Annotated in this window: 22 protein-coding genes; 12 read left to right on the top strand and 10 right to left on the bottom strand. The window is 72.7% G+C overall.

The window, feature by feature from the left end; genetic code table 11:
- Nucleotides 1–30 precede the first annotated feature (30 nt).
- From ACFHWE_RS10745 to ACFHWE_RS10725, 5 genes are all read left to right on the top strand, one after another.
- Nucleotides 31–927 carry a cupin domain-containing protein gene (locus ACFHWE_RS10745; RefSeq protein ID WP_416600726.1) on the top strand — a complete coding sequence of 299 codons (897 nt, stop codon included), beginning with the start codon at nt 31–33 and terminating at the stop codon, nt 925–927.
- 283 nt (nt 928–1,210) lie between these two features.
- Nucleotides 1,211–1,525 (top strand): hypothetical protein, encoded by a 315-nt coding sequence (locus ACFHWE_RS10740; protein ID WP_416600724.1) that lies wholly within the window; start codon nt 1,211–1,213, stop codon nt 1,523–1,525.
- Nucleotides 1,522–1,884 (top strand): DUF6507 family protein, encoded by a 363-nt coding sequence (locus ACFHWE_RS10735; RefSeq protein WP_416600722.1) that lies wholly within the window; start codon nt 1,522–1,524, stop codon nt 1,882–1,884. Before ACFHWE_RS10740 ends, ACFHWE_RS10735 begins: the two co-directional genes overlap by 4 nt.
- On the top strand, nt 1,881–4,151 hold the full coding sequence (locus ACFHWE_RS10730; RefSeq protein ID WP_416600720.1) for a hypothetical protein: 2,271 nt from the start codon (nt 1,881–1,883) through the stop codon (nt 4,149–4,151). The genes ACFHWE_RS10735 and ACFHWE_RS10730 overlap by 4 nt, the downstream gene beginning before the upstream one ends.
- Nucleotides 4,152–4,314: 163 nt before the next feature.
- On the top strand, nt 4,315–4,818 hold the full coding sequence (locus ACFHWE_RS10725; protein WP_416600718.1) for a pentapeptide repeat-containing protein: 504 nt from the start codon (nt 4,315–4,317) through the stop codon (nt 4,816–4,818).
- A 113-nt stretch (nt 4,819–4,931) separates the two neighbouring features.
- Here ACFHWE_RS10725 and ACFHWE_RS10720 read toward each other — a convergent pair whose 3' ends face one another.
- Both ACFHWE_RS10720 and ACFHWE_RS10715 read right to left on the bottom strand, forming a co-directional pair.
- The gene (locus ACFHWE_RS10720; RefSeq protein WP_416600716.1) at nt 4,932–6,443 is read right to left on the bottom strand and encodes a DUF6177 family protein; all 1,512 of its coding nucleotides are present in this window, start codon (nt 6,441–6,443) and stop codon (nt 4,932–4,934) included.
- Between the two features lie 174 nt (nt 6,444–6,617).
- Nucleotides 6,618–6,947, bottom strand: a complete 330-nt coding sequence (locus ACFHWE_RS10715) for a hypothetical protein (RefSeq protein WP_416600715.1) — start codon at nt 6,945–6,947, stop codon at nt 6,618–6,620.
- 194 nt (nt 6,948–7,141) lie between these two features.
- On the opposite strand from ACFHWE_RS10715, the gene ACFHWE_RS10710 reads away from it, so the two are divergent.
- The 7 genes from ACFHWE_RS10710 to ACFHWE_RS10680 all read left to right on the top strand — a co-directional run bounded on the left by ACFHWE_RS10710 (nt 7,142) and on the right by ACFHWE_RS10680 (nt 12,622).
- Entirely contained in the window at nt 7,142–7,990 is an 849-nt protein-coding gene (locus tag ACFHWE_RS10710) for a helix-turn-helix domain-containing protein (protein ID WP_416600713.1), read from the top strand.
- A gap of 10 nt (nt 7,991–8,000) precedes the next feature.
- Complete coding sequence (locus tag ACFHWE_RS10705) at nt 8,001–8,255, top strand: DUF397 domain-containing protein (RefSeq protein ID WP_416600711.1); 255 nt, start codon at nt 8,001–8,003, stop codon at nt 8,253–8,255.
- Between the two features lie 45 nt (nt 8,256–8,300).
- Nucleotides 8,301–9,398 (top strand): CdaR family transcriptional regulator, encoded by a 1,098-nt coding sequence (locus tag ACFHWE_RS10700; protein WP_416600710.1) that lies wholly within the window; start codon nt 8,301–8,303, stop codon nt 9,396–9,398.
- Nucleotides 9,399–9,461: 63 nt separating this feature from the next.
- The gene (locus tag ACFHWE_RS10695) at nt 9,462–10,646 is read left to right on the top strand and encodes a glycerate kinase (protein ID WP_416600708.1); all 1,185 of its coding nucleotides are present in this window, start codon (nt 9,462–9,464) and stop codon (nt 10,644–10,646) included.
- A gap of 103 nt (nt 10,647–10,749) precedes the next feature.
- Nucleotides 10,750–11,385 carry a class I SAM-dependent methyltransferase gene (locus tag ACFHWE_RS10690; protein ID WP_416600706.1) on the top strand — a complete coding sequence of 212 codons (636 nt, stop codon included), beginning with the start codon at nt 10,750–10,752 and terminating at the stop codon, nt 11,383–11,385.
- Between the two features lie 46 nt (nt 11,386–11,431).
- Complete coding sequence (locus ACFHWE_RS10685) at nt 11,432–11,788, top strand: VOC family protein (protein ID WP_416600704.1); 357 nt, start codon at nt 11,432–11,434, stop codon at nt 11,786–11,788.
- Nucleotides 11,789–11,944: 156 nt separating this feature from the next.
- The gene (locus ACFHWE_RS10680; protein ID WP_416600702.1) at nt 11,945–12,622 is read left to right on the top strand and encodes a class I SAM-dependent methyltransferase; all 678 of its coding nucleotides are present in this window, start codon (nt 11,945–11,947) and stop codon (nt 12,620–12,622) included.
- A 16-nt stretch (nt 12,623–12,638) separates the two neighbouring features.
- Here ACFHWE_RS10680 and ACFHWE_RS10675 read toward each other — a convergent pair whose 3' ends face one another.
- From ACFHWE_RS10675 to ACFHWE_RS10640, 8 genes are all read right to left on the bottom strand, one after another.
- On the bottom strand, nt 12,639–14,066 hold the full coding sequence (locus ACFHWE_RS10675; RefSeq protein ID WP_416600701.1) for a glutamine synthetase family protein: 1,428 nt from the start codon (nt 14,064–14,066) through the stop codon (nt 12,639–12,641).
- The gene (locus ACFHWE_RS10670) at nt 14,063–15,907 is read right to left on the bottom strand and encodes an IucA/IucC family protein (protein ID WP_416600699.1); all 1,845 of its coding nucleotides are present in this window, start codon (nt 15,905–15,907) and stop codon (nt 14,063–14,065) included. The genes ACFHWE_RS10675 and ACFHWE_RS10670 overlap by 4 nt, the downstream gene beginning before the upstream one ends.
- A 29-nt stretch (nt 15,908–15,936) precedes the next feature.
- On the bottom strand, nt 15,937–17,763 hold the full coding sequence (locus ACFHWE_RS10665) for an IucA/IucC family protein (protein ID WP_416600697.1): 1,827 nt from the start codon (nt 17,761–17,763) through the stop codon (nt 15,937–15,939).
- Nucleotides 17,753–19,030, bottom strand: a complete 1,278-nt coding sequence (locus ACFHWE_RS10660; RefSeq protein WP_416600695.1) for a hypothetical protein — start codon at nt 19,028–19,030, stop codon at nt 17,753–17,755. Before ACFHWE_RS10660 ends, ACFHWE_RS10665 begins: the two co-directional genes overlap by 11 nt.
- Nucleotides 19,027–20,364, bottom strand: coding sequence for a lysine N(6)-hydroxylase/L-ornithine N(5)-oxygenase family protein (locus ACFHWE_RS10655; protein WP_416600693.1), 1,338 nt, complete (start codon nt 20,362–20,364; stop codon nt 19,027–19,029). Before ACFHWE_RS10655 ends, ACFHWE_RS10660 begins: the two co-directional genes overlap by 4 nt.
- Nucleotides 20,361–21,929: a pyridoxal phosphate-dependent decarboxylase family protein gene (locus ACFHWE_RS10650; protein ID WP_416600691.1), complete on the bottom strand. Its 1,569-nt coding sequence runs from the start codon at nt 21,927–21,929 to the stop codon at nt 20,361–20,363. Before ACFHWE_RS10650 ends, ACFHWE_RS10655 begins: the two co-directional genes overlap by 4 nt.
- A gap of 111 nt (nt 21,930–22,040) precedes the next feature.
- Nucleotides 22,041–22,613 (bottom strand): GNAT family N-acetyltransferase, encoded by a 573-nt coding sequence (locus tag ACFHWE_RS10645; RefSeq protein ID WP_416600689.1) that lies wholly within the window; start codon nt 22,611–22,613, stop codon nt 22,041–22,043.
- Nucleotides 22,614–22,726: 113 nt separating this feature from the next.
- On the bottom strand, nt 22,727–24,001 hold the full coding sequence (locus ACFHWE_RS10640; protein WP_416600687.1) for an alanine racemase: 1,275 nt from the start codon (nt 23,999–24,001) through the stop codon (nt 22,727–22,729).
- Nucleotides 24,002–24,029 lie beyond the last annotated feature (28 nt).

Genomic DNA, 24,029 nt, shown 5'->3' with positions numbered 1-24,029 from the left:
CCTGTTCCCTCCGGGGGCGTGGCGGGGCTGATGGCGATGAACTACGTGCTGCACATGACCGAGCTGTCCCGTTGGCGGCACGGCACAGGGGACCTGGAACCGGAGACCCTGCACACCGACGGGTTCGTCTACGCCTCACCCAACGAGCACGCCATGCTGGCCGTGGCCAACACCCTCTACCACCAGGTGAAGGAGCCCTTCTGCGTCCTGGTGATCGACACCCTGCGGCTCTCGTGCGAGGTGCACTGGCAAGTGCCCGCCCGCCACATCACCCTGGTGGACCCGCCCGGCGGCACGGCACCCGACGAGGACACGCCCTTCCCCCACATCTACGGCCCCATCCCCCGCGAGTCGGTGGTGGGCGTGCGCTACCTGCGCCGCGAGCCCCCGGGAGTGTTCACCTCCGTGGACCAGCGCGGACCCACCGCCGAGGCCCTCGACCTGTTCCCGTACCCCGAGGGCGGCTGGTTCCGGCACACCTGGTCCAGCGGGGTGTCCGCATGCCCGCCGGGCTATGACGGCGAGCGCCAGACCGCCTCGGCCATGCAGTACCTGCTGTGCGCCGGCGACCGGTGCCGCTGGCACCGGCTGAGGCAGGGGGCGCTCTGGTCCTTCGCCCGGGGCGGTCCCGCCATCATCGAACTCGGCGGGGACGGGCAGCGGCCGGAGACGGAGCACAGGTACATCCTGGGGCCGCACGTGGAAGCGGGCCAGTACCTCCAGGTGCACGTCCCGCCGGGCGTGTGGCAGACGCTGCGGCCGATGACCGCCGAGGAGACCCTGGCCACCGCCGTGGCCTCGCCCGCCTTCGAGTTCGACGACCTGGAGGTCACCGGGGAGCAGCGCGGAGGGCAGGAGCGCGGACCGCGCGCCGCGGACGCCCCCGGAGTCCCCCGCCAGCGGGCGGAGACCGTACGGCGGTGGTGACACCGGGGCCCGGTTCGCGGCCGGGTGCCCGGCGGGGTTCGCACTGAGACGATCGGCCCGTGGTTTCGCTCTGAAGCGATCCCCGACCCCTGCGGGGTGACCCACATCACCGGCCGTGGCCGGATGCGGCCAAACCCCGCGGTATCCCTCCCCGGCCGCTGTGACGTGCGCGAACACCGAAACCCTCCGTGAGAACGGCGATGCGCTGCGTCCGACCCCTCGTGCATCATGTCTCCCGACCCGCCGCGACAGCATCCCCCACTGCCGAACGGGAGCCCTCCTGATGAAGTTCGACCTCGTCCCACCCCCCGAACCCGAACCCGGCGCCGATGAGAGCGTCGACGCCTTCACCCGCCGCCGCGCCGCCGTGCGGCCGAGCATCCCCAAGCTCCCCCACGTCGGAGACGTCCGCGGTGAACTGGGCCGCAGGCGCCTGAACCGGGCCATCGCCCAGGTGCGCACCGTCGTGGAGGACCTGCGCGCCCGCGCCGCCGCCGAGGCCATGGAACAGGCCCCCGCCGCTCCCGAGACCGAACCCGGGACCGCTGAGGTGTTCCGTCCCGCGCGCTTCCGCCACAGAACGGACGGAGACCGATGAGCGCGTGGGACCTGGACATCCCGGGCGTGTCCACCGTGCTCACCAACACCGGTGCCGATCTGGGCGTGGACGAGGCGGGCGGCGGCCTGGCCGAGCAGGCCGAGACCACCGGCCAGGAGATCGCCGACGCGGTCGAGGCCGTCAGGAGCGCCCCCGTGGAGGCCGAACTCCTGCGCTTCCTGGGCACCTACAACGGCCGCACCGGCGAGATGCTGATCACCGGCCTCTCGTGCGTGGTCGGCGCCGGTGAGGCCGCCCAGGCCTACATGGACGGCAACGAGGAGATGGCGCTGGAGGCCCAGCGCAACGCCGGGACGGCGGACAACCTCGACCTCGACGGCGACGGCGGCGCCGAGTGAGCGACTTCGCGTTCAGCACCCCGCAAGAAGGGGTGGACTCCAACATGTTCCGCCTCATCGACGCCGCCCGCATCCCCTCGCCCTTCGCCGACGCCGACACCGTGGAGCAGTCCGCCATCGACCTGCGCACCGGCGGCGAGGAGATCGACACGCTGGCCGAGGACGCCCGGACCACCTGGCGGGGCCTGCGCGCCCACTACACCGCCCCCGAGTCCGACGACCTCTTCGCGGCCATGGACCCTGTGGTCGAGACCGCCGAGGAGGTGGAGTCGGACCTGGCCGCGGTGGCCGGTGCCCTCGACGACTTCGCCGCCGCCGTACGCACCGCCCAGACCACCCTGCACGGGCTGCGCGAGCGCGCCCTGGCCCTGCGGGAGAGGGTGGACGCCGACGCCGCGATGTGGTGGATGAAGGATCCGCTCGCGCTCTGGGACAACCTGGAGATCAAGAACGAGGTCAACGCCGCCTGGCGCGCCTACACCGAGGCCGAGACCGCCTGCGCCAACAGCATCTCCGCTCTGGCCGACGGCCCCACCTACGTGGCACCGGACGCCTACACCGGCGCCGCCGACGAGATCCCCTACGGGATGGCCTCCGACGCGGGGGCCGAGACCACCGGGTTCTTCGACCTCACCGCGCGGTTCGCCGCCGACCAGTGGGTGTGGCTGCGCGAGGGCGGCCCGCCCTGGCCAGCGGACTGGGCGACCGGGTACCTGACCGGCGTCTACGAGACGGTCTTCGTCGACATCGGCTGGGGCACCGGCGTCGAGGTGGTCTCCTTCCTGGGGATCTGGTCGCCCTCCGGCGGGTGGACCCTGCGGCTCGACGAGCGGCTGGCCAACACCGGCGAGTACCTCCAGGGCAGCCTGGAGGGCACCGCAGCGCTGGTGGGGCTGCACGGCGAGGACGGCTGGCTGCTCGACCCCTTCGGCGGCGAGCCCTACTGGGGCTACGACGCCGACACCCAGCGGGACAACGCCGCGGCCGAGTGGGCGCTGATGCGCGAGGACTACTTCGCGTGGTCGGAGTGGGGTGAGAACAACCCGCACGCGACCGGGGTGGTCGTGATCAACGTGGGCACCCTGCCCGTCTCGGGTCCGCTGCGGGTGCTGCGCACCGTGCTGGGCCGGCGCGGCGACGGTGCTGACGGCACCGATGGCGGGTTCGACACCGACGTCGACGGCGGCGGCTTCGCCGGGCTGGACCCGGCGGCCCTGGCCGGGGGCCGGTTCGACCTCGGCGACCTGTTGGAGAACCTGGACGGGGAGTCGCCTGGCAGAGGGTTCGAGGATCTGCTGCCGGCCCTGGACCTCGACCTCGACACGGGTGACGGTCCCGGGGCTACTCCGACGCCGAGTCCGGGCTCCAACCCGAGCCCGACGCCGAATCCGGGTCCGGACCTGTCACCGCGACCTGGGAACGGGGAGCCCGGCCCCAGAGGCGACGAGAGTGCCCCCGAGCCCGAGCGCTCCGGCGGGAGCGGTGGCGGCGACGAGCCGCCCCGGGACCGTCCCGCCACCGGAGGCGGCGACGGTGATGATGGAGACGAGAGCCGCGACGGTCCGGCCGAGCGCGACGAGCAGAAGGAAGAAGAGGAGGACCAGTCCCCAGAGACTGTCACCGGAAGCGGCGGTCATGGCGGAGACCCGCACAAGCCTCCGAGCGGCGATGACAACACCGATGGCAACAGTGACGGCGACGGTGATCGTGACAACGATTCGTCCGAAGGTCCTGGTCCTGGGAGCTCAGATCCGGATTCCTCTGATTATCAGAGTCCGGAACCGGGGACGGAGGCTTACGAGGCCCGTATTGAAGAACTCATGGACGACCCGGCCAAGAAGAACGACAATCCGACCCAACGACAACTGGACAAAGCCAGGAGGGAAGCCGAGGTTGGATTGGCGGCGGAGCGACAAGGTCTGGTGCCTGGGCCCATTCAGCGCGCGGAAATCGATAATTCTGACCCCGCATTCCAGCGAGACCAGGGTGATATCGTTGATGCCGGTGGGCAAGCCTGGGACATCAAGGGATTCCGGGACACCTTCCCATCCGGCCCGAGGGCCGGCCAGCCTATGCCTCCGGGTATGAGGGGCGGGTTTGATATTGATCGAATAGAGAATGAGATTCGGGGGGAACTCGACAATGGGGAGAATGTACTCCTTGACATTTCAGGTATATCGGCGCCGGAGAATCTGAATTCCTTGCGTGATGTCATGGGCAATAATCCTGAATGGCTCGGGAAAGTGATTATCGTTGAAGAGGGATAGTGAGACAGGAAGAATGTATGAGGCCGTTGCTCTGCCGGTTGACCGTGAAGCTGCATCGGTCGTTCGGTCATACATCGACTGGCTGAATACCCAAGGGGCTCGAGGTGAGGAACTCGGTGCGTCCACGATGGACTTGCGGGGGGCCGACCTTTCGGGAATTCCCATGAGATACCTGCATTTCATTCAAGCGGATCTCAGAGACTGCGTGTTCAGTGGGTGTGACTTCTCAAAATCGGAGCTCACTGCAGCCGTTCTCGACGGCTCGAAATTCGTCAAGGCTAATTTCCAAAAGGCCGACCTGTCAGAGTGCGAAGCGAGGGAAGCAGATTTCACCGGGGCCTCGTTTGTCGGCGCTAAGTTCTATCGTGCCGAACTTTTCGGTTCATCTTTTAAGGAGGCTCACCTCAACGCAGCATGGATGCACGGGACGGATCTACGTGGATCAGATCTGTCGGGCGCTTGGTTCGGCCCAGGTGAACCTTCCGGAACGACCGTCTTCAAGGGGACCAAAGTCCTTGAGTGCAGGGTGGTTGGAGCCGGTGGCTGGGTTAAAGGAACGATCGATATCGGCACGGAAGATGACCCCCGTATCGTCAGCGGTCCGGAGTTGGCCGAGTGGTTCCATGGCAACGGGGCACCAGACGTGAAAATCGCTGCTGGGACCTGAATCGCAGCGTTCGGCTCGTCTGAGGACCAGTGGGCGGGCCACATCCTCCAAGGCGCACCACCCGCGCCTCGGTGGCCTCCGGGGACCTATGGGCACGGCGGGCGCCTGAAGGCTCAGGCCCGGCCGGCCGCCGCCAGGTGCCGCAACTGGGCGTGGGCCAGCCGCACCGCCCGCGCGGGTGACTCCGCCGTGCCCAGTACCGGGAACCACAGCGACCTGCCGCCCCTCTCCCCGACGACGGTGCCCTTGACGGGACCCGCCTGCGCACGGCGCAACCCCATCCCCTCGACCCGCTCCGGGCCGACCGCCAGACCGACCGGCACCACGAGCCCCGCCCAGCGCGGCTCGTAGGTCAGATCGCCGCGCCCACGCACACGCCTCACCTGGAGCCCTTCCAGCAGCCCTTCGGCGGCCAGCGACTCGACCAGGCCCCGCAGGGCGCCGAACGGTACGTCCCCCTCCTCCTCGAAACCGATCGCCACCGACAGCCGCTCGCCGACCCGCTCACCCCGCCTCTCCACACGCAGCGTCCCCGTGAACGGGTGGCCGACACCGTGCGGCCCGACGATGTGCACGAGGGTGCGGCGGGGCGAACGCTCACGCACGAACCCCGCCAACCGGTCCCGGTCCCAGGCGGCGAGCGCCGGTTCGTGCGGACCCCACCCGGCCGGCAGCGTCCCCGCCAGGCGCTCGGTGAGCATCTCGACCGCCGTCCCCAGCCGCGCACCGGACGCGTCACGGTGCAGCACCGACAGGTCGAGCAGCAGTTGCGTCTCCATCGGCTCGGCGGAGAGGAAGCCCGGCTGCGCCTCGACGCCTGCGTCCTCCTCCGCCGCGCCGGACACGGGTACCGCGACGGCCGGGGCGCTCCCACCCTTCGCCCCTTGCCGCTCCCGTGACCCGCGGTCTTCTTCCAGGACCTCTTTCACCCGGTCGAGGTCGGCGCGCTCCGGAACGAAGCCGTGCGTGTCGTCCCATCTGAGCGGGAGCCCGGTCAAACCGTCGAAGTGGGTGCCGTCCGCATCGCGCACCACCCAGCGGCCGAGTGGTCCGGCCAGGAAGGTGCGCAGTGCGTAGGTCAGCCGGGAGGCCGCCGGGGTGAGGACCTGGATCGCGCGCTCGGCTCCGTAGGTCCCCACCGCGTCGTTGAGCCACGAGGAGAACCCCACCACCTCGCGGTCCTGGGCGACGACCACAGCGCGGCGCGCGGTGCGCTCCACCGTCGGATGTGCGGTCTCCTCCCACAGGTCGCCATCGCCGGCCCATCCCTGCGACGGCGGCGCCCACACGAGCCCGCCCAGGCGCAGGGCGAGCGCGTCGGCGATCCGGTGTGCGCTCTCGCGGCCCGGCCCGTCGGGACGCGCCCGCAGCTCCACCCACCAGCACGCGGCGGGAAGACCTATTGTGGCCTCCTCCCCGAGCAGCCGTTCGACCTCGCCGCGTGTCTCCATCCGCTGTCCCGGTTCGATCGTCACCAGCAGCCGTCCGTCCGCGCCGCGAACCTGGAGGACACCGGTCTTCTGGTAGCGGCCGAACGGCAGGTCGGGGTCGAGGCCGGTCAGGGCCTTGGCGAGCGCGGGGGCGCTGGGCTCTTCGGTCACCAGCGCCACGACGTCGTAGCTCAACGGTTCTCCCTCTGGGGGTGGGGAACGGGGGGTGCGGGGCGACACGGAACCCGGGGGCGTCACCTCCGGTGGGTGAGCCTAGCCGGACCGTGATCTCTTGGGGGCGCGCCCATGCCCTGATGGCACGGCGATCCCGGGGCCGGGGTGCCCCCGGCCCCGGGCGCCCTGGGCTGATCAGAGACGGGGCTCGGGGGAGAGGAGCCGGGCGATGATCGAGGCCGTCTGGAGGGCGTTCGTACCGGGGTCGGTCCCGTCGTCGGCGCGCAGCGACCACTCGGTGCTGCGGTCCTCGCGCAGGTCGAGTTCGAGGGTGAAGCCGGTGCGGGGGTGGCCCACGTCCAGGTGGCCGGGATCGGCGTCGGAGGAGGTCACCTCCAACTCGGAGGCGGTCAGGAGGGCGGCCACGGTCTGGACGTGGCGGTCGAACTGGTCGTCGGAGAGCAGTTCGGGGGCCTCGGTGTCGATGGACGTGTCGACGCCGTCCGGAGCGTGCTTGAGCGCCAACTCCCGCGCTCTGGGCGGCGAACCCTGTTGCTTTGATAATGAGCAACGCTTGGACATCGGAAAATTTGGATAATCTTCGTGATTCTGGCGGTGTGTCTGTCCTGTTGCTCGCTTTAGAAGCAACATTAGACTACGCTGGGCAACGGCGCCACCCCTTCGATGGTGCCCACATCGCCAGGAGTTGGAGGTTTCGGATGTCGCGCACACGGCAGAGCACGGTGGGCGGACGTGGTCTGGGAGCGGACCTGAAGGAGATCCGCCTGCGGGAGGAGCTGAGCCTGCGCCATGTGTCCCGGCAGCTCGGGTGGCAGCCCTCCAAGATCTCCCGGATCGAGAACGGCAAACAGGGCATCACAACCGAGGATGTTGCTTCGTTGCTTGCGATCTACGGGATCAAGGGCGACGAACGTGACGCGCTCATCGCGAAGACCCAGGTCGCGGAGAAGCCCGACTACTGGGAGGTCCAAGGTCCGCTGTCCAAGGAGTCGCGGACACTCAGCCAGCTCGAACCGGCGGCCGTCGCGATCCTCGACATGGAACCGCTACTGATCCCCGGACTGCTCCAGACGCCGGAGTACACACGTGCGCTGATGAAGGCGGGTGGGCTTCGGGAAGAGGACGCGGAGATCCGCGTTGCCGCTCGTTTGGCCCGTCAAGCCATCCTCAGCCGAGAGAGGCCACCCGAGCTCACGGTGATCGTCGATGAAGGCGCGCTTTGCCGTCCTGTGCTCGAACCCAAGCTCATGGCCCGACAACTGCGCAGAGTGCTGGAAGAGGCCGAGCGTTCCAACGTGACCGTACTGGTGTTGCCGAGTGCCCTTGGTGCGCACACCGGCCTGGACGGAGCGTTCATGATCTTGGATTTCGACGGGGAGAAACCGGTCGTCTACCTTGACCACAAGGTCTCTGGCCTCTTCCTGGAGCAAATCGAACATGTTGCCTACTTCCGGGAGCAGGCCGATAGGCTGAAAGCGGTGGCCCTCAGCGTGGATGAGTCGCTGGAATGTGTTGCGGCCATCGCAAAGGAACTTGAGCAGGAGTGAGGCAGCCGCTATGAGTGCGCCAGGTCAGGGCTTCGACGGATGGCGTAAGAGCTCGTACAGCGGGACCAACGCCAACTGTGTCGAGGTGGGATGGCACATCAGCAGCTACAGTCCGGATACCGGCCGGAGCTGTGTCGAGGTGGGCTGGGACCGGCGGGCCGCCGCCGTGCGTGACTCCACCCAGCGCGGGCTCGGCTACCTCCCCTTCGCCGCCGACGCCTGGGTCCGCCTGACCGGCACCCTCAAAGCCCACGGCCCCGCCTGACCCCCGCCCCCTCAGCGCCGATACCCGCCTCCCTATGCTGGGGCCATGGCCGAACACCCGCGCCGGGCCCCGCTGAGCGGCGAACTCGCCCAGCGCGTGGTCGACCTGATCGCGCCGACGATCAGCCACAACATCAACGTGATGGACGAGCACGGCACCATCATCGCCTGCCTGGACCCCGACCGCCTCGGCACCCTCCACCGGGGCGCCCAGCGCGTGATCGCCGAGGGCCGCGCCGTGCTCGTCACCGACCCCCGGCCGGGCACCGCCGACCGCCCCGGCGCCAACGAGCCCCTCATGGTCGACGGCCGCCTGCGCGGCGTCGTCGGCGTCACCGGCGACCCGAAGGAGGTCGCGCCGCTGGCCCGGGTCGTGGCGCTCACCGTCCAGCTCCTCATCGCCCAGGAACGCGAACAGGACACCGCCACCCGCCGCCACACCGAGGCCCGAGACCTCGTCGCCGCCCTGGCCTCGGGCACCACCGGACCCGCCGACGCCGAGGCCCGGCTGCACACGGCGGGGCTCGCCCCGCCCTGGTCACTGACGCTGTGGGCCGACCTCCAGCCCCGCGCGGACGGCTCCGCCGCGCCGCCGCACCGGGCCGAGGCGGTCGCCGCCCGCGTCAACGCCCTCGGCGGCGGCCGGGCCGCCGTCCTGCACGGCGCGCTCTGGCTGGCCGGCTCCGGCACGGCCACCGAGGAACCCCCGGGCCTTCCCCCCAGGACGCGCCGCACCGACACCGAACCCACCCGCGACGCCGCGGTGCTGCTCGCCCACGCCGAGGAGTCCCGCGCCCTGTGCCACTACGCCGGACTGGTCCCCGTCCCCGACGGGCGGCCGTGGTCGCGCGAACTCGCGGTGGCCGTCGCCCACCTGCCGCCGCGCACCCTCGCCCGCCTGGCCCAGGCCGCCGCGCCGCTCACCGCCGCGCAGCGGGAGAGTGTGGACGCCGTGGCCACCACCGCCTCCGTGCAGGCGGCGGCCGACGCGCTCTACGTGCACCGCAACACCCTCCTCCAGCGGATGGAGCGCATCCGCGTGGCGACCGGCCTGGACCTGCGCCGCGCCGACCACCTGACCACCCTGCGCATGGCGCTGTACGCCCACGCGGCTCTGGGCGGATCGCACATACATTCCGGATGAAGACCCCGGAAGACCGGGCGATCGGCCGTCGAAACGCACCGGATGAGCCTCTAGGCTCTCGGCATGTCCCACACACGCCACACCCCGCACGAGGGCGCGCCCCTGCGGATCGCCGTCGTCCCGGACTCGTTCAAGGGCAGCGCCTGGGCCGTGGACGCCGCCGCGGCCATGGAACAGGGGGCGCGCGCGGCCTTCGCCGGTTCGGGCACCCCGGTGGAAGTGGACGCACTGCCCTTCGCCGACGGCGGCGAGGGCACCCTCGACGCCCTGCTTGGCGCCTGGGGTACCGACGCCCGCACCGCGGACACCACCGACGCGCTCGGCCGCCCCGTCCGCGCCCGCTACGGCCTCTCACCCGACGGCCGTACCGGGGTGATCGAGGCCGCCGAGGCCAACGGCCTGCCCCTGGTCTCCGACGTCCCCCCGCGTCCCCTGGAGGCCACCACCCGCGGCATCGGCCCCCTGGCGGCCGCACTGCTGGACGCCGGGGCCGAAGAGATCCTGCTGTGCATCGGAGGCTCGGCCACCACCGACGGCGGGGCCGGCCTGCTCACGGCGCTGGGCGCACGCCTGCTGGACGCCGACGGTGCGGAGCTGCCCGACGGCGGCGGCGCCCTCACCGCGCTGGAGCGCCTGGACCTGTCCGGGCTCGACCCGCGCGCCCGCACCGTGCGCTGGCGCATCGCCTGCGACGTCACCAACCCCCTGGCCGGCCCAAAGGGAGCGGCGGCGGTCTTCGGCCCGCAGAAGGGCGCGACCCCCGACGACGTGCGCACCCTCGACGCCGGACTGAACCGCCTGGCCGACGTTCTGGCCCGGGCCGCCGGCACCGACGTGCGCGAGATCCCGGGTACGGGCGCGGCCGGAGGGCTCCCGGCCCCCCTGGTCGCCCTCCTGGGCGCCGAGACCGTCCCCGGCTCCCGGCTGGTCGCCGACGTCCTGGGCGCCGAGCCGCTGCTCGCCCGTGCCGACCTGGTCCTCACCGGCGAGGGCTCCTTCGACGGACAGTCCCTGTCCGGCAAGGTCGTCGACGCCGTCCGCCGTCTCACCCCCGCGAACACCCCGGTGGTGGTCATCGCCGGGAGCGTCTCCGTGCCGCCCGAACGGCTCCGGGATGCGGGCATCACCGCGGCGTTCTCCATCGCCCGCGGCCCCGCGTCCCTGGAACACCTGAGAGAGGAGGTGCTGCCCGCCATCACCGAGACGGCGCTCCACTGCTGCCGCCTCTTCGCCCGCCGCACCTTCTGACCGCGCGTGTCCGAAGACGGCCCGGGTGCCCGCACCCGCCGTACACGCCCGGAACCGGACCGATCACCACTGCGCCCGTACCGTCCGTGCCAGGCTGAAGAGTATGGACGAGCCACGCGTGCGCCACCCGATCTTCGCCCGGTACTACATCCGCGCCGCCCGAGCCATGGAGCGCGGCGGCATCGGCGAGCGCCGCGCCAAACTCCTCACCGGCCTCCAGGGCCGGATCCTGGAGGTGGGGGCGGGCGACGGGCTCAACTTCGCCCACTATCCGGCCGAGGGCGTCCGCGTCAGCGCGGTCGAACCCGAACCGCACCTGCGCGCCGCCGCCCGGCGCGCGGCACGGCGGGCGACCGCCCCCGTGGAGGTGGCCGACGGCGTGGCCGAACACCTGCCCTTCGCCGACACCTCCTTCGACGCCGCCGTGGCCACACTCGTCCTGTGCTCGGTGGCCGACCAGCGCGCGGCGCTGCGGGAGGTCCGCCGGGTCCTGCGGCCGGGCGGGCGGCTCTGCTTCCTCGAACACGTCCAGGCACTCACCCCGGGCATGCGGCGCGCCCAGCGACTCGTCGACGCCACGCTCGGCCCGCGCCTGCTGGGTGGCTGCCACTGCGGCCGGGACACCCTCTCGGAGATCGCCGCGGCCGGGTTCACCGTCGTGGGCCTCGAACGGTTCCTCTTCCCCGAGGCCCGCCTGCCCCAGTCCTTCCACGTCAGCGGGCAGGCCCTGCGCACCTGAACCCGCGCACCCGAAACCGTCGTATCCGCGCGAGAGGATGCGGGCCATGACACGCCACCACGGCATCGACTACGTCGAACTGACCGTCACCGACCTCCACGCCGCCGAACGCTTCTACACCGAGGCCTTCGGCTGGCACGCCACCCGCTACGGCCCCGGCTACTCGGGGCTGCGCGGCCCCGGGGGAGAGGGGCCCGAGATCGGCGGCCTCGCCCTGGGGGAGCGCCCCCGGCAGGGCGGCCCGTTCGTCCTGCTCTACTCCGAGGACCTGGAGGCCTCCGCCGAGGCGGTCCGCGCGGCGGGCGGCGCGGTGGTGAACGGCCCCTACGCGTTCCCCGGCGGGCGGCGCTTCCACTTCACCGACCCCAGCGGAAACGAACTGGGCGTGTGGTCCTCCCACTGACGCCGGGACCCACCACGGCACGCGTGGCCCTTCCTGCTCCGAAAAGCGGTGGAGGGCGCGCCCCCGCCTCTGGCAGGATCTGCCGGTATGGACGAGCAGACGTGCCCGCCCCGCCCCGGTGACGCCTTCGGCCGCGTCCTGCGGCGCTGATGGGAGATGGGCGCCCGCCCCGGGGCCGCCTTCGAGGTCGTCGAACGCGACGACGGCCACATCGGTGTGGGCGACGCGGCCCGCTACTTCACCGCCCCCGAGGACCTCTCCGCGCTGGACCGGCGGGCCCTGGGGCTGGCCCGCGGCCGGATCCTCGACATCGGGTGCGGAGCCGGGCGTCACACGCTGGCCCTGGAACGCGCGGGCGCCGACGCGACCGGGCTGGACCCGTCCCCGGGCGCCGTCGGCGTCGCGGTCGACAGGGGCCTGCGGGTGCAACTCGGATCGATCGCGGAACCTCCCCCGGGGCTGGGCCGGTCCGACACCCTCCTGCTCCTGGGCAACAACCTGGGCCTGCTGGGCGGCGTCGACACGGCCGGAGAGGTCCTCCGGGCGCTCGCCTCGCTCGCACGCCCCGGTGCACGGCTGGTCGGCACCGGTATGGACCCGGCCACCGACGAGCCCGAGCACCGCGCCTACCACGCGTGGAACCGGCGGCGCGGCCGACTGCCCGGACAACTGCGCATCCGTGTCCGCGACGGCGCCCTGGCGGGGCCGTGGTTCGACTACCTCCTGGTGGATCCGGACGGGCTGCGCACGCTGGCAGCCGACACCCCCTGGCGGGTGCGGGAGGTGGAACGGCACGGCCGCAACCACGTCGCCGTCCTCTCCCTCGGGGGGTGACCCTGCGGCCTGGGGGTCACCCGCGCTCGAAATGGCGGATCCGCTCGAAGTCGGTGACCGTCGCCGAGAACGCCGCCAGCTCGGAGCGGGCCGCGGCGGCCTGGTGGCGCACCACGTCGGCCCCGAAGCAGGCGCGGGCGGCGTCGCTGCCCTCCCAGGCCGCTACCGCCTCCTCCAGGGAGGCGGGCAGCCGGGGCAGGTCCTGCTCGAAGGCGTTGCCGACCGTCGGCTCGGGCAGCACCAGCTCCCGCTCGATGCCGTGCAGCCCCGCCGCCACGATCCCGGCCACCGCCAGATAGGGGTTGGCGTCGCCGCCGGGCACCCGGAACTCGATCCGCGCCGACTCCCCGGAGCCCACCACGCGCACCGGGCAGGTCCGGTTGTCGAGGCCCCACGCGACGGAGCTGGGCGCGAACGCGCCCGGGGCCAGGCGCTTGAACGAGTTCATGTTCGGCGCGTACAGCAGCGCGAAGTCGCGCATGCACGCCAACTGCCCGGCCACGAAGTGCTCCATGTACCGGGACATGCCGCGCCGGCCGGTCCCGTCGTCGGCGAACACGGGTGCCCCGTCGGCGTCGCGCAGGGACAGGTGCACGTGGCAGGAGTTGCCCTCCCCGCCGTCGTACTTGGCCATGAACGTCAGCGCCGCGCCCGCCTGGGCGGCCAACTGCCGGGATCCGGCCTTGTACACCACGTGGTTGTCGCAGGTGCGCAGCGCGTCGTCGTAGCGGAACACGATCTCGTACTGGCCCGGGTGGCACTCCCCGCGCGCCGACTCCACGGTCATGCCAGTGCGCTCCATCGCGGTGCGGATCCGGCGCATGAGCGGGTCGATCCCGGCGACCTCGGGCACGGCGTAGTCGGAGTTGAACCGGGTGGCCGGGGTGAGGCCCCTGTAGTCGGCCTCGAAGGCGCGCTGGTAGTCGTCGCGGAACACCAGGAATTCCAGTTCGGTCCCGGCCAGGGCCCGCCATCCGCGTCCGGCGAGCCGCTCCAGTTGCGCCTTGAGCACCTGGCGGGGGGCGACCGGCACGGGTGCGCCGTCGGCGCCGACGGCGTCGCCCAGGACCAGTGCCGTCCCCGGGTCCCACGGCAGGTACCGCAGCGTGCCGGGGTCGGGGACGATGGAGAAGTCGCCCAGGCCGCCCCGCCACGGGTCGGTGGCGTAGCCGGGGCGCGCCTCCATCTCCACGTCCGTGGCCAGCAGGTACAGGCACGCGCCGAAGCCCTCGCCCACGATCCGTTCGGTGAAGTCGCGGGGGTGGACGCGGCTGCCCTGCACCCGCCCCTGGAGGTCGGGCAGGGCGACGATCACGTCGGCGATCGCGCCGGAGGCGGCGTCCTCGCGCAGCCGGTCCAGCGGGACCGGGAACGGCGGGGGCGGCGGCGGGGGCGGCAGGGTCTCGGCCAGCGGCGGCAGGCCCTCGCCGATGCGGGGGGTCACGGGCGCCCCCCGTCGTTCCCGGGCCGGTGCAGCGGGTTGGGGATCGGCGGCGCGTCCAGGTGGAACTCGGCGTCGCGCTCGGCCCGCTCGTGGTAGCCGCCGCCCAGCAGGCGCTCCCGGTTCAGGCACACCCGCTCGAACTCGGGGGCGAGCAGGTCGAAGTCGGCGAACCGGTCGGCCAGTTCGGGGAACCCGGCCTGGTAGCGCAGGATCTCGGCGCGCACCATGTCCCAGAAGCGCTCCTCGGGCACGCCCAAGTGTTCCTCCGCCAGCGGAGCCAGGTACCGGAAGTGGCCGATGAACAGCGACTTGGCGACCGAGGACGTCAGCTCCCGCGCGTCGAAGCGCATGAGCACGCCCAGCGCCTCCTGCGGCAGGTCCGCGTATTCGGGCAGGTCGGTGTCGAGCAGCTTCATGTCGTCCACGAAGTCCTTGACCGCCAGGCGCACCGGGCGGTCGCGGCCGTCGTAGACCACGACGGCGTTCTCTCCGTGCGGGTTGAACGCCAGACCGTAGCGGTACAGCAGGTGCAGCACGGGCGGCAGGACCGCCGCGAACAGCGCGGCCAGCCACTCCTCGGCCGCCAGTCCCGAGCGCTCGACCAGTTCGGCGGTCAGTGCACGGCCGCGGCCGTCCACGTGCAGTAGCGCGGCCAGGGTGCGGGCGCGCTCCCCCTTGTGCAGGAGCCCGGTGACCGGTTCGCGCCACAGCGCCCCCAAAAGCTGGCGGTGCCGGTAGGGTGCGCCGGGGATGTCCTCCAGCACGGGGTGGCGCACCGCCACGGCGGCCACTTCGCCGGGCAGGATCACCTCGCACCTGTGGGACAGGAAGGCGTCCCCGTCGCGGAGCCTGCGTACCCACGCGGTGCCGGCGGGCGCGGCCCGGCACAGTTCGGTGGGGATGCCCCGGTAGACCATCGTGTTGAGGATGGCCAGGGAGACCTTGACGTTGAACCGGTCGGGCCGGGTGGTGTTGGTGAAGGTGCGGATCGACTGCTGGGGCAGGTAGTCGTCGGAGGCGGTGCCCAGCGCCACGATCAGCCCGGCGGCCACCTCGGCGGCGAACAGGGGCACCACCACCTCGTCCCACTGCCAGGGGTGCACCGGCAGCCACACGAACTCGTCGGCGCGCCCGCCCGCCCGGTCCTCCAGTCGCCCGGTGAACCGCTCCACGTCTCCGGGGTCCAGCTCCCGGGCGCGCAGTTCGGCCTGGGACAGGCCCGGCACGTGGTGGTGCTCGGCCAGCGAGCGGTGGACGGCGATCCACGGCAGCCGCTGGGGCGACCGCTCCTCGGGCGGGTACAGCGCTCGGTCGCGGGCGGAGAAGCCCACCCGGCCCTTGTTGGCGAAGATCCACGGGTGGCCGGTCTGGTGCCCCTCCAGGCGGGCGTGGTCCATCTCGGCCAGGTCGGCGGCGCTCACCTCCTCCTCGGCCAGGCGGGTGTCGGCCGAGAGCGTGGCCATCAGCTCGCCGACCGTGAACGCCTCCACCGCCGGGTCGACGAGGCCGGCCGCGCCCAGGTCGCGCAGCAGGCCGAAGGGGGTGGCCGGGGCGGCGGAGCCGTCGGCGGCGCGGCGCTCGACACTGCCGGGCTCGACCCGCCAGGCGTCCATGGCGGTCCTGCGGCCGGTGAAGGCGTAGGCGGCGCCGGCTCCGGCCTCGGCCCGCCAGCGCCCCTCGGCCGCGGGACCCTCACGGGTGGGCCGCAGAGCGTACTCGAAGCACAGCTCCGCGACCATCTTGGCGACCAGGTGCTCACAGGCGCGGTCCCACCGCTCCCGGGTCAGCTCGGTGGGTACGGGCAGCGGGTCGGGCGGTGTGACGGTCTGGGAGGGACGCATCGTGTTCTCGCTTCGGGGACGTGGGCGGTTCAGGGCAGGGCGATGGGGTTGTCGACCGTGCCGTGCATGACGTCGAACTCGGCGTCGCGCTCGGCGCGGTCGTGGAAGCCGCCGCCCATGAGCTGTTCGCGGTTGAGCGCGACCCGGCCCACCCGGGGGGCCAGCAGGTCGAACCAGGCGAAGCGCTCGGACAGTTCGGGGAAGCGCTCGTGGTAGGAGGTGACCTGCTGGCGGGCCAGGGCCCACAGCCGCTCCTCGGGGACCCCGAGCTGGCGCAGGGCGATGTCGGCCAGGTAGCGCAGGTGGCCCGCGCAGATCGCCGACAGCACGGAGTGGGCCAGTTCGCCGGGCTGCCAGCGGTGCAGCATCGCCCGCACGTGCTCGGGGATCTCGGCGTACTCGGGCAGGTCGAAGGGGAGCAGTTCGACATCGGAGCCGAAGTCCTTCATGGCGATGCGCACCGGCACGTCGTCCCCGTCGAAGATCAGCACGATGTTCTCGCCGTGGGGGGTGAACGACGCGCCGTACCGGTACAGGTAGTGCAGCACCGGGGGGAACAGCGCGCCGAGGAAGCGGCGCAGCCACTCCTCGGCCGCCAGGCCGGAGCGCTCCACCAGTTCGGCGACGAGCGCGCGGCCGTCGGTGCCCTCCAACAGTAGGCAGGCCATGGTGCGGGCGCGCTCGCCCGCGGCCAGGCTGTTGTGCACCGGCTCGCGCCAGATCGCGCCCAGCAGTTCGTTGAACCGGTACGGAGCCTGCGGAAGGCGGTCGAAGACCGGGTGCGGGACGGTCGCGGAGGCCACCTCGCCCAGCATGGTGACCCGGCACTCCTCGGACAGGAAGGGGTCGCGCTCCACCAGCGACCGCAGCCAGGTGCTGGTGTGCGGGGCGCAGGCGGTCTGCGTGCCCGACAGGCCCCGCCACACCAGGGTGTTGCGGATCATCAGCGGCACCTTGACGTTGCGCCGCTCCGGCCGGTCCAGGTTCATCAGGGTGCGGATGGACTGGAAGGGGCGGTAGCGGTCGCGGCTGCGGCCGAGTTCGACCACCCGCCCCTGCGCGAGTTCGGCGGCGAACAGGGGCGCTACGACCTCGTCCCACTGGAAGGGGTGCACCGGCAGCCACAGGTAGGTGTCCGGGTCGCCGCCGCGTGCCCGCAGGGCCCGGGAGAAGTCGGCGCGCTGGTCGGTGTCGAGCTCCTCTTCGAGCAGCCGGTGCCGGTCGGTGTCGGCCATGGACTGGAAGCGGCCCAGGTCGGGGTGGACGGCGATCCACACCAGGGGGAAGGCGCCGCGCGCCTCGGGCGTGTAGCGGTCGGCGTCGGCGGCGGAGAAGCCGAGCCTGCCCTTGTTGAGGAACATGCACGGGTGGCCGGTCTGGTACCCCTCCAGGTCCTCGTAGGCCAGCTCGGCCAGGGCGGCGGCGCCGGGGGTGTCGGTGAGCAGGCGGGCGTCGGCGGTGTGGGTGGCCAGCAGGTCGCGGACGACGTCGGCGAGGGAGTCGCCGGGCAGGCCGATGGTCTTCTGGGCGTCGGTGACGAACACGGTCGGGTCCCATGCCGGTTCGGTGCCCCGCTCCGTGGTGCGGGTCACGCTCGCCGGGTCGACGTGCCAGGAGCCGAACCCGCCCCGGCGGGCGGTGAAGCGGTACTCCGTTCCGCCGTCGACCGCCAGCGTCCAGGAGGGGGCGCCCCCGCCGCCCGTGCCGTGGTCCGCGGCGGCGGGCACCACCATCTCCTCGTAGGCGGCCTCCGCGATGATCCGGGCGAGCAAGCGCCGCCCGGCCTCGCGCCAGATCCGGGCGTCGGGGTGGTCGTCCGGGCTTCCGGGAGCCGGTGCGGTGGTGTCAGAGGGCATGCTGGTCCCCTTTCGTGCGGCCGCGCGTGCCGTGCGCGGTGTCGGATGGGCGGACGGTCGCGGGGGCGGCGGCCTCCGGAGTGTGCTCGGAGGCCGGGGGCAGGGCGATGAGCACGACCGCCAGGAGCGCGAACAGCGCCGCTCCGGCGGCCAGTGGCAGCCCGAGCCCGGCGGCGGCCAGACCGGTGGCCAGCAGCGGGCTGATCAGGGTGGCGCTCACGCGCACGGTCTCCACCGCCGCGAAGGCCGGGCCGCAGGCACCGGTGGCCGAGAACACCCGCAGGTACAGGGCCACGTGGCCCAGACCGAGCCCGGCGCCGAAGACCACCCGGCCCAGGACCAGCAGCCCGATCCCGGGGGCCAGGAACTGCGCGAGCAGGCCCAGGGCCGAGACCGCGCACGCCGTGGGCAGCAGCGCCCGCCCGAGCACGGTGTGGACGCGCCCCGCCAGCGGCAGCACGGCGACCACGGTCAACTGCGGCAGCAGGAACAGGACGGCGGCCGTGGCCGGGTCGGCGCCGGTCTCCTCGGCGTGGAGGGTGAAGAAGGGGCGCACCACCAGGCGCGCCGCCTCGGCGGCCAGGACCGCGGCGCACACGGCCAGGAGCGGCAGGAGCGGCGCGGTGCGCACCCGGAGGCCGCGCACCCGGGCAGGGGCGGCGGGGGCGCCCTCCTCCTGCCCCGGTTCCGGGGCGTCCCCTTCGGTGGAGCCGGCCGCGGCCTCGCGCGGCAGGTGCCTGCGGCACAGCACGGCCAGCGCCACGTACAGCAGCGAGCACGCGGCGATCCCCCAGCGCGGTTCCGGCAGGGCCATGACCGCCGCGCCCAAGACGGTGGCGGCCACGGTGCCGATGTTGATGATGTAGGCGTGCGTGGTGACGTCGCGGACCCGGTCGGTCCCGCTGCCCACGAAGGCCGGGTAGGCCAGCGCGAACGACATGGTGACCGCTACCTGGACCGCCGAGGCCGCCGTGAAGACGGTGTAGGTCGGCGCCGCGGCGATCACCAGCTCCAGGGCGGCGGCCGCCGCCAGGCCCCCCAGGACGATCGACGCCGTGGACAGGCGCCGTGCGACCAGCCCCCACAGCGGCATCGCGGCCAGGGCGGCCACCCGGCAGACCCAGATGTAGGTGCCGGTCGCCGACACGTCCGTGATGCCGAAGAGGCGCTCGAAGAGCTGGGGGTAGAAGGGGCTCAGCGCCACGTCCGACACCAGGTGCAGGACGATCACCAGCAGGTACAGGCGCCGTAGGGCGGAGGGCCTCACGTGCCGTCCCCTCGGGGGCCTGGCGCTCCGAAGGAGGTGTAGGCGGTCCGCTCGGGCAGCCGGTAGAGGGTCCGGCCGGTGACGCTGTTGAGGATGGTGGCGGCCCGCCAGGCTCCCAGGCCCAGGTCGGGCGCGCCGACGCCGTGGGTGTGCAGTTCGGCGTTCTGTACGTGGATCGGTGCCGTGAGCGCGGGGTCGGTGCGCAGCCGGTGGTCGGCGTCGATCGCGAACCGGCCGCGGTCGTCGGTCTCGATCAGCTTCAGGAGCGGTTCCAGGAAGTCGGGCCGCCGCTGGGCGTAACCGGAGGCGGCCACCACGCCGTCGGTGCGGGTGGTGAACACCCGGTCCTGCTCGCGGTGGCGGAAGGTCAGCTCCAGGCGTCCGCGGTCCTCGCGGGCCGTGAGCAGTTCGCAGTGGGCGCGCAGGCTCACGTCCACGGGCGCCCCGCCCACGCCGCGCTCGTACAGCGCGGCGTGGACGTCGGAGATGGTGTCGGCGCTGATGCCCTTGTAGAGCTGCCACTGGGAGGGCACCACGCGGTCCTTCGTCCGCTGCGGCAGGGCGTGGAAGTAGCGGGTGTAGTCGGGGGTGAAGTGCTCCAGGCCGAGTTTGGAGTACTCCATCGGCGCGAAGGCGGGCGAGCGGGTCAGCCAGTGCAGCCGGGTGCGCGCGTGCGCGGGAGAGCGCAGCAGGTCCAGGAGGACCTCGGCGCCCGACTGCCCGGATCCGAGCACCGTCAGGTCACGCGCTCCGGTCAGTGCCGGTGCCCGGTCCAGGTACTCGGCGGCGTGGAAGACGCGCTCGCCGGCCAGGGGGCGCAGCGCCTCGGGCAGGGCCGGTTCGGTGCCGATGCCCACCACCAGGGCGCGGCCCCGCACCGTGTGCCGCCGGCCCTCGGTGTCCTCGTGCTCGACGTCGAACACGCCGTCGGTGTGGCGCACCGAGCGCACCCGGGCGTCGAATCGGCACGAGTCCAGGCCCCGGGCCGCCCATCGGCAGTAGTCGTCGTACTCGCGGCGCGGTACGTGGAAGCTCTCGGAGAAGTAGAAGGGGAACAACCGGTCGTGTTCGCGCAGGTAGGACAGGAAGGACCAGCGGCTGGTGGGATCGACCAGGGTGACCAGGTCGGCGAGGAAGGGGACCTGCAGGCGTGCCCCCTCCAGCAGCAGGCCCGGGTGCCAGGAGAAGTCCGGGCGGGCCTCCAGGAAGCGGGTGCTCAGGCCGGGGACGGCGTCGGCCAGGGCGGCCAGTGCCAGGTTGAACGGGCCGAGCCCCACACCGACGATGTCGTGGACCTGTGGCTCGGTGCCGGGCGGGTGCGGGGCGGTGCTCATCGTGCCCCCTTCAGGTTCCGCGCGGCGGCCTCGGCGTCGCCCGCGGAGATGATCTTCTCCAGCAGGGCGGCGACGTCCTCGGGGGTGGTCCGGGGGTTGAGCAGGGTGAGCTTGAGCCACACCCGGCCGTCGATGTCGGTGCGCCCCACCACGGCCCGCCCCTGTTCCAGGAGCGTGCGCCGCAGCCGGGCGTTGACCGCGTCGCCGTCGTCTCCGGCGTCGTAGCGGAAGACGACCGTGGTCAGGGAGGGCGGTGCGGCCAGGGAGAGCTTGGGGGAGGCGACCACCTGTGCCGCGGCGGCCAGCGCAAGGGACCGGCAGGCGTCCACCATGCGCCCCAGGCCCTCGCGCCCCAGCGCCCGCAGGGTGACGGCGATCTTGAACACGTCCGCGCGCCTGGTGGTGCGCAGTGAGTAGCCGAGCAGGCTCGGGTAGCCCGCCTCCTCGTCGTCGGTGGGGTTGAGGTAGGCCACCGAGCGCGACAGCGGCGCGAACGAGGCCCGCTCACGCGTGAGCAGGATGCCCGCGGCCACCGGCTGCCAGCCGAGTTTGTGCAGGTCCAGGCCGACCGAGTCGGCGCGCTCCACGCCGGCGAGCAGTCCGCGCAGTTGGTCGGAGAACAGCAGGCCGCCCCCGTAGGCGGCGTCCACGTGCAGCCAGACCCCGTGCTGGGCGGCGAGGTCGGCGATGCGCTCCAGCGGGTCGATACCGCCCAGGTCGGTGGTGCCGGCGGTGGCCACGACCGCGACCGGCGTGTCCCCGTCCTCGCGCATCCGCAGCAGGCACTCATGCAGCGCCTCGGGGCGCATCCGGTGCCCCTCGTCCACCGGGACGGTGACCACGGCGTCCTCGCCCAGTCCGAGCAGGGCGGCGGCGCGCTGGACGGAGAAGTGCGCCGCCCGGCCGCACAGGATTCGGGGCCGGGTGCCGCGGGCGGCGGCCACGCCCGCGCGGGTGGGGTCGAGTTCCGAGCGGGCGGCCAGTGCGTGGTCGCGTGCCAGCAGCAGCGCGGTCAGGTTGGACTCGGTTCCGCCGGAGGTGACCACACCGCCGGCCCGTCCGGGGCGGTACCCGGTCAGCTCGGCCAGTTCCGCGATGATCCGGGTCTCCATGGCGGTGGCGGCCGGGGCCTGGTCCCAGGAGTCCATGGACTGGTTCAGGGCCGAGGCGACGGTGTCGGCTGCCACGGCCACCGCCAGCGGCGGGCAGTGCAGGTGCGCCGCGCAGTGGGGGTGGGACGGGTCAGCGGCGCCCTCGGCGAAGACAGCGGTGAGGTGGCGCAGCACCTCGGCGGAGCGGTCGGTGCCCTCGCGAGGGGCGGTGTCCAGCGCCTCGTCGACCATCGCGGTGACCTGGTGCGGGGTCATGGCGGGCACGGGGCCGCCCCGGCGGGCCGAGGCCTCGGCCAGGGCCTGCGCGGCGGTCTCGACGAGGGAGGCGACGGCGGTCGGCCCGTCCGCGCCCCCCCGGCCGGTTTCCCCGGCGAGTACGGGGGAGCGGGCCGGAACGGGATCGGGGGCGTCGTGCACGGCCGTGGGGGGTCTGCTCCGGGGCGTGGTGTGCATGGGGCGTCAGAACTCCGTTTTCCGTGACGGGTCGGTAACGCGCGGGTGGCGGATGCGGGCAGGGGAGGCCGTCGGCGCCGTCCGGTGTCGGGGGAGGGCGCGGAGGCGGGGTCAGCCGCGCAGGGGCATGATCAGGCAGTGGTGGCGGCGCCAGCCGTCGTGGGGTGCCAGGTCGCCCACGTGCCGCCACCCGTTGCGCAGGGAGATGTCCAGGGCGTGGGCGTTGCTCTCGGCCACCAGGGAGGCGACGCGCTCCTCGGAGCGGTCGGCGAGGAAGCTGGGGAGGGCGCGTTCGACGAGCCTTGAGCTGCGGTACGGGGTACGCACGAGCCCCTCGCACACGGCCAGGGTGCGGCCGGAGCCCTCGGTGGTCATCTCGTCGGCGTCCACGCCCGGGGCCGGGGTGAAGCCGTCCCACCAGCCGGTGGCCGCCGGCAGGGTGTAGCCGTAGACGAACCCGACCAGGTCGCCGTCCATGTGGCCGGTGGTCATCCGGAAGCCCTCCCTGGCGGCGCTGAAGGCCAAGCGCTCGCGGAAGGGCGGGTCGTTGTGGTCGGGCAGGTGCAGGGCGTCGGCGTAGACCTCCTCGTAGGCCGAGACCCAGGGGTCGAGGTCGGCCAGGACGTCGGCGCCGTTCAGGTTGCGCAGGTTCAGCCGGGTGGTGGTCGGTGCGGAGAAGGCCATGGGGTCCTTTGTCAGGGGGGCGTAGTGGCGTGGGCGGGGCCGTATGACCGCCTTGTTAATTAGGGCAGGCTAACCTAATCGTGTCAAGCCTGAAGGGTGAAGGGTGTCCTGTGTCACAGAGCCCGCCCTGTCCGGGTGTCGACAGTCACACGCGGGGCCCCGGGGTGGGCCAGGAACGCGGGCATGGCGAACTCGTGCCCGTAGGCCCCCGCGTTCGGGAAGACGAGCACGTCGCCGGCGTGCACCGAAGGCACGTGCACGTCGCGCGCCAGCACGTCCTCGGGGGTGCACAGCTCACCGGAGACGGTCACCGGCACGCCACTCACCCCGGGTCTGGGCAGCGACGGCGGCCAGTCCCGGCCGGGCAGCACAGCGAAGTTGTGGCGGATCTCCCAGGACGTGGGCAGCTGGAAGTGGTTGATCCCGCCGCGCACCACCGCGAAATGGCCGCCGTAGGAGGACTTCACGTCGGTCACTCGCGCCGCGTACCAGCCGGCCGGTGCACCGATCCACCGACCCGGCTCGAAGACCACCTCCGCACCCGGGTCGTCCAGCTCCGCGAGTTCGGCGCCGAAGGCCGCCAGGTCGAAAGCCGTGTCGCCCTCCTCGAAGGGCACGCCGAGCCCGCCGCCGACGTCGACCACCCGCAGGTCCACGCCGTGGGCGCGGGCCGTCTCCGCCGCCCACTCCAGACACCAGCGCACGTAGGCCGCGTGCGCGTCGGCGTCGGTGTTGCCGCTGACCGCGTGCACGTGGAAACCCACCAGGTCCAGGCCGGGCAGCCCGGGAACCGCGCGCAGGGCCGAGGGCACCAGCGGCTCGGGAACACCGAACGGTCCGGGCGTGCCGCCCATCACCAGGGCACCGCTCACCGGAACCCGCTCCGGATTGACCCGCAGCGTCACCGGAAGGACGGTGCCCTCCTCCCGCGCGGCCGCCGAGATCCGGTGCAGCTCCAATTCGCTCTCGGCGTTGACGACGATGTCGGCGTCCTCCCGTGCGCGCAGCCGCGCCAGGCCCGCCAGCAGTTCCGGGGTCTTGCCGGGGCCGCTCACCGCGATCCGCCCCTCCCCGGCCCTGCCTCGTTCGGACAGCGCATCCAGGCAGAGGCGCGCCTCGTGCAGGGAGGCCGCCTCGAAGCCGTCCACCGCCCCGGCCAGGCGGGCGAGCACGGGCGCGAAGCCGTTGGACTTGGCCGCGAAGTACACCCGCGCCCAGTCGGGCAGCGCGCGGCGCAGTTCCCGGGCGCGGTCGGCCGCCAGCACGGGATCGTAGACGTAGCCGGAACCGGGGTCCTCGGCGAGCGCGTACGCCGCTTCGCGCACGTGCTCGGGGATCCGGCCGGTGGGCAGCGCGGGGGCGTTCTCGAAGGAGCGGGGCGGTTCCACGGCGGTTCCTAGGGTTGTGGGTGTCCTG

The organism is Nocardiopsis sp. LOL_012, from assembly GCF_048060475.1.
Classification (GTDB): domain Bacteria; phylum Actinomycetota; class Actinomycetes; order Streptosporangiales; family Streptosporangiaceae; genus Nocardiopsis.
Note: the sequence above shows the minus strand (reverse complement) of the source record. Positions and strands in the feature narration are given on the sequence as shown.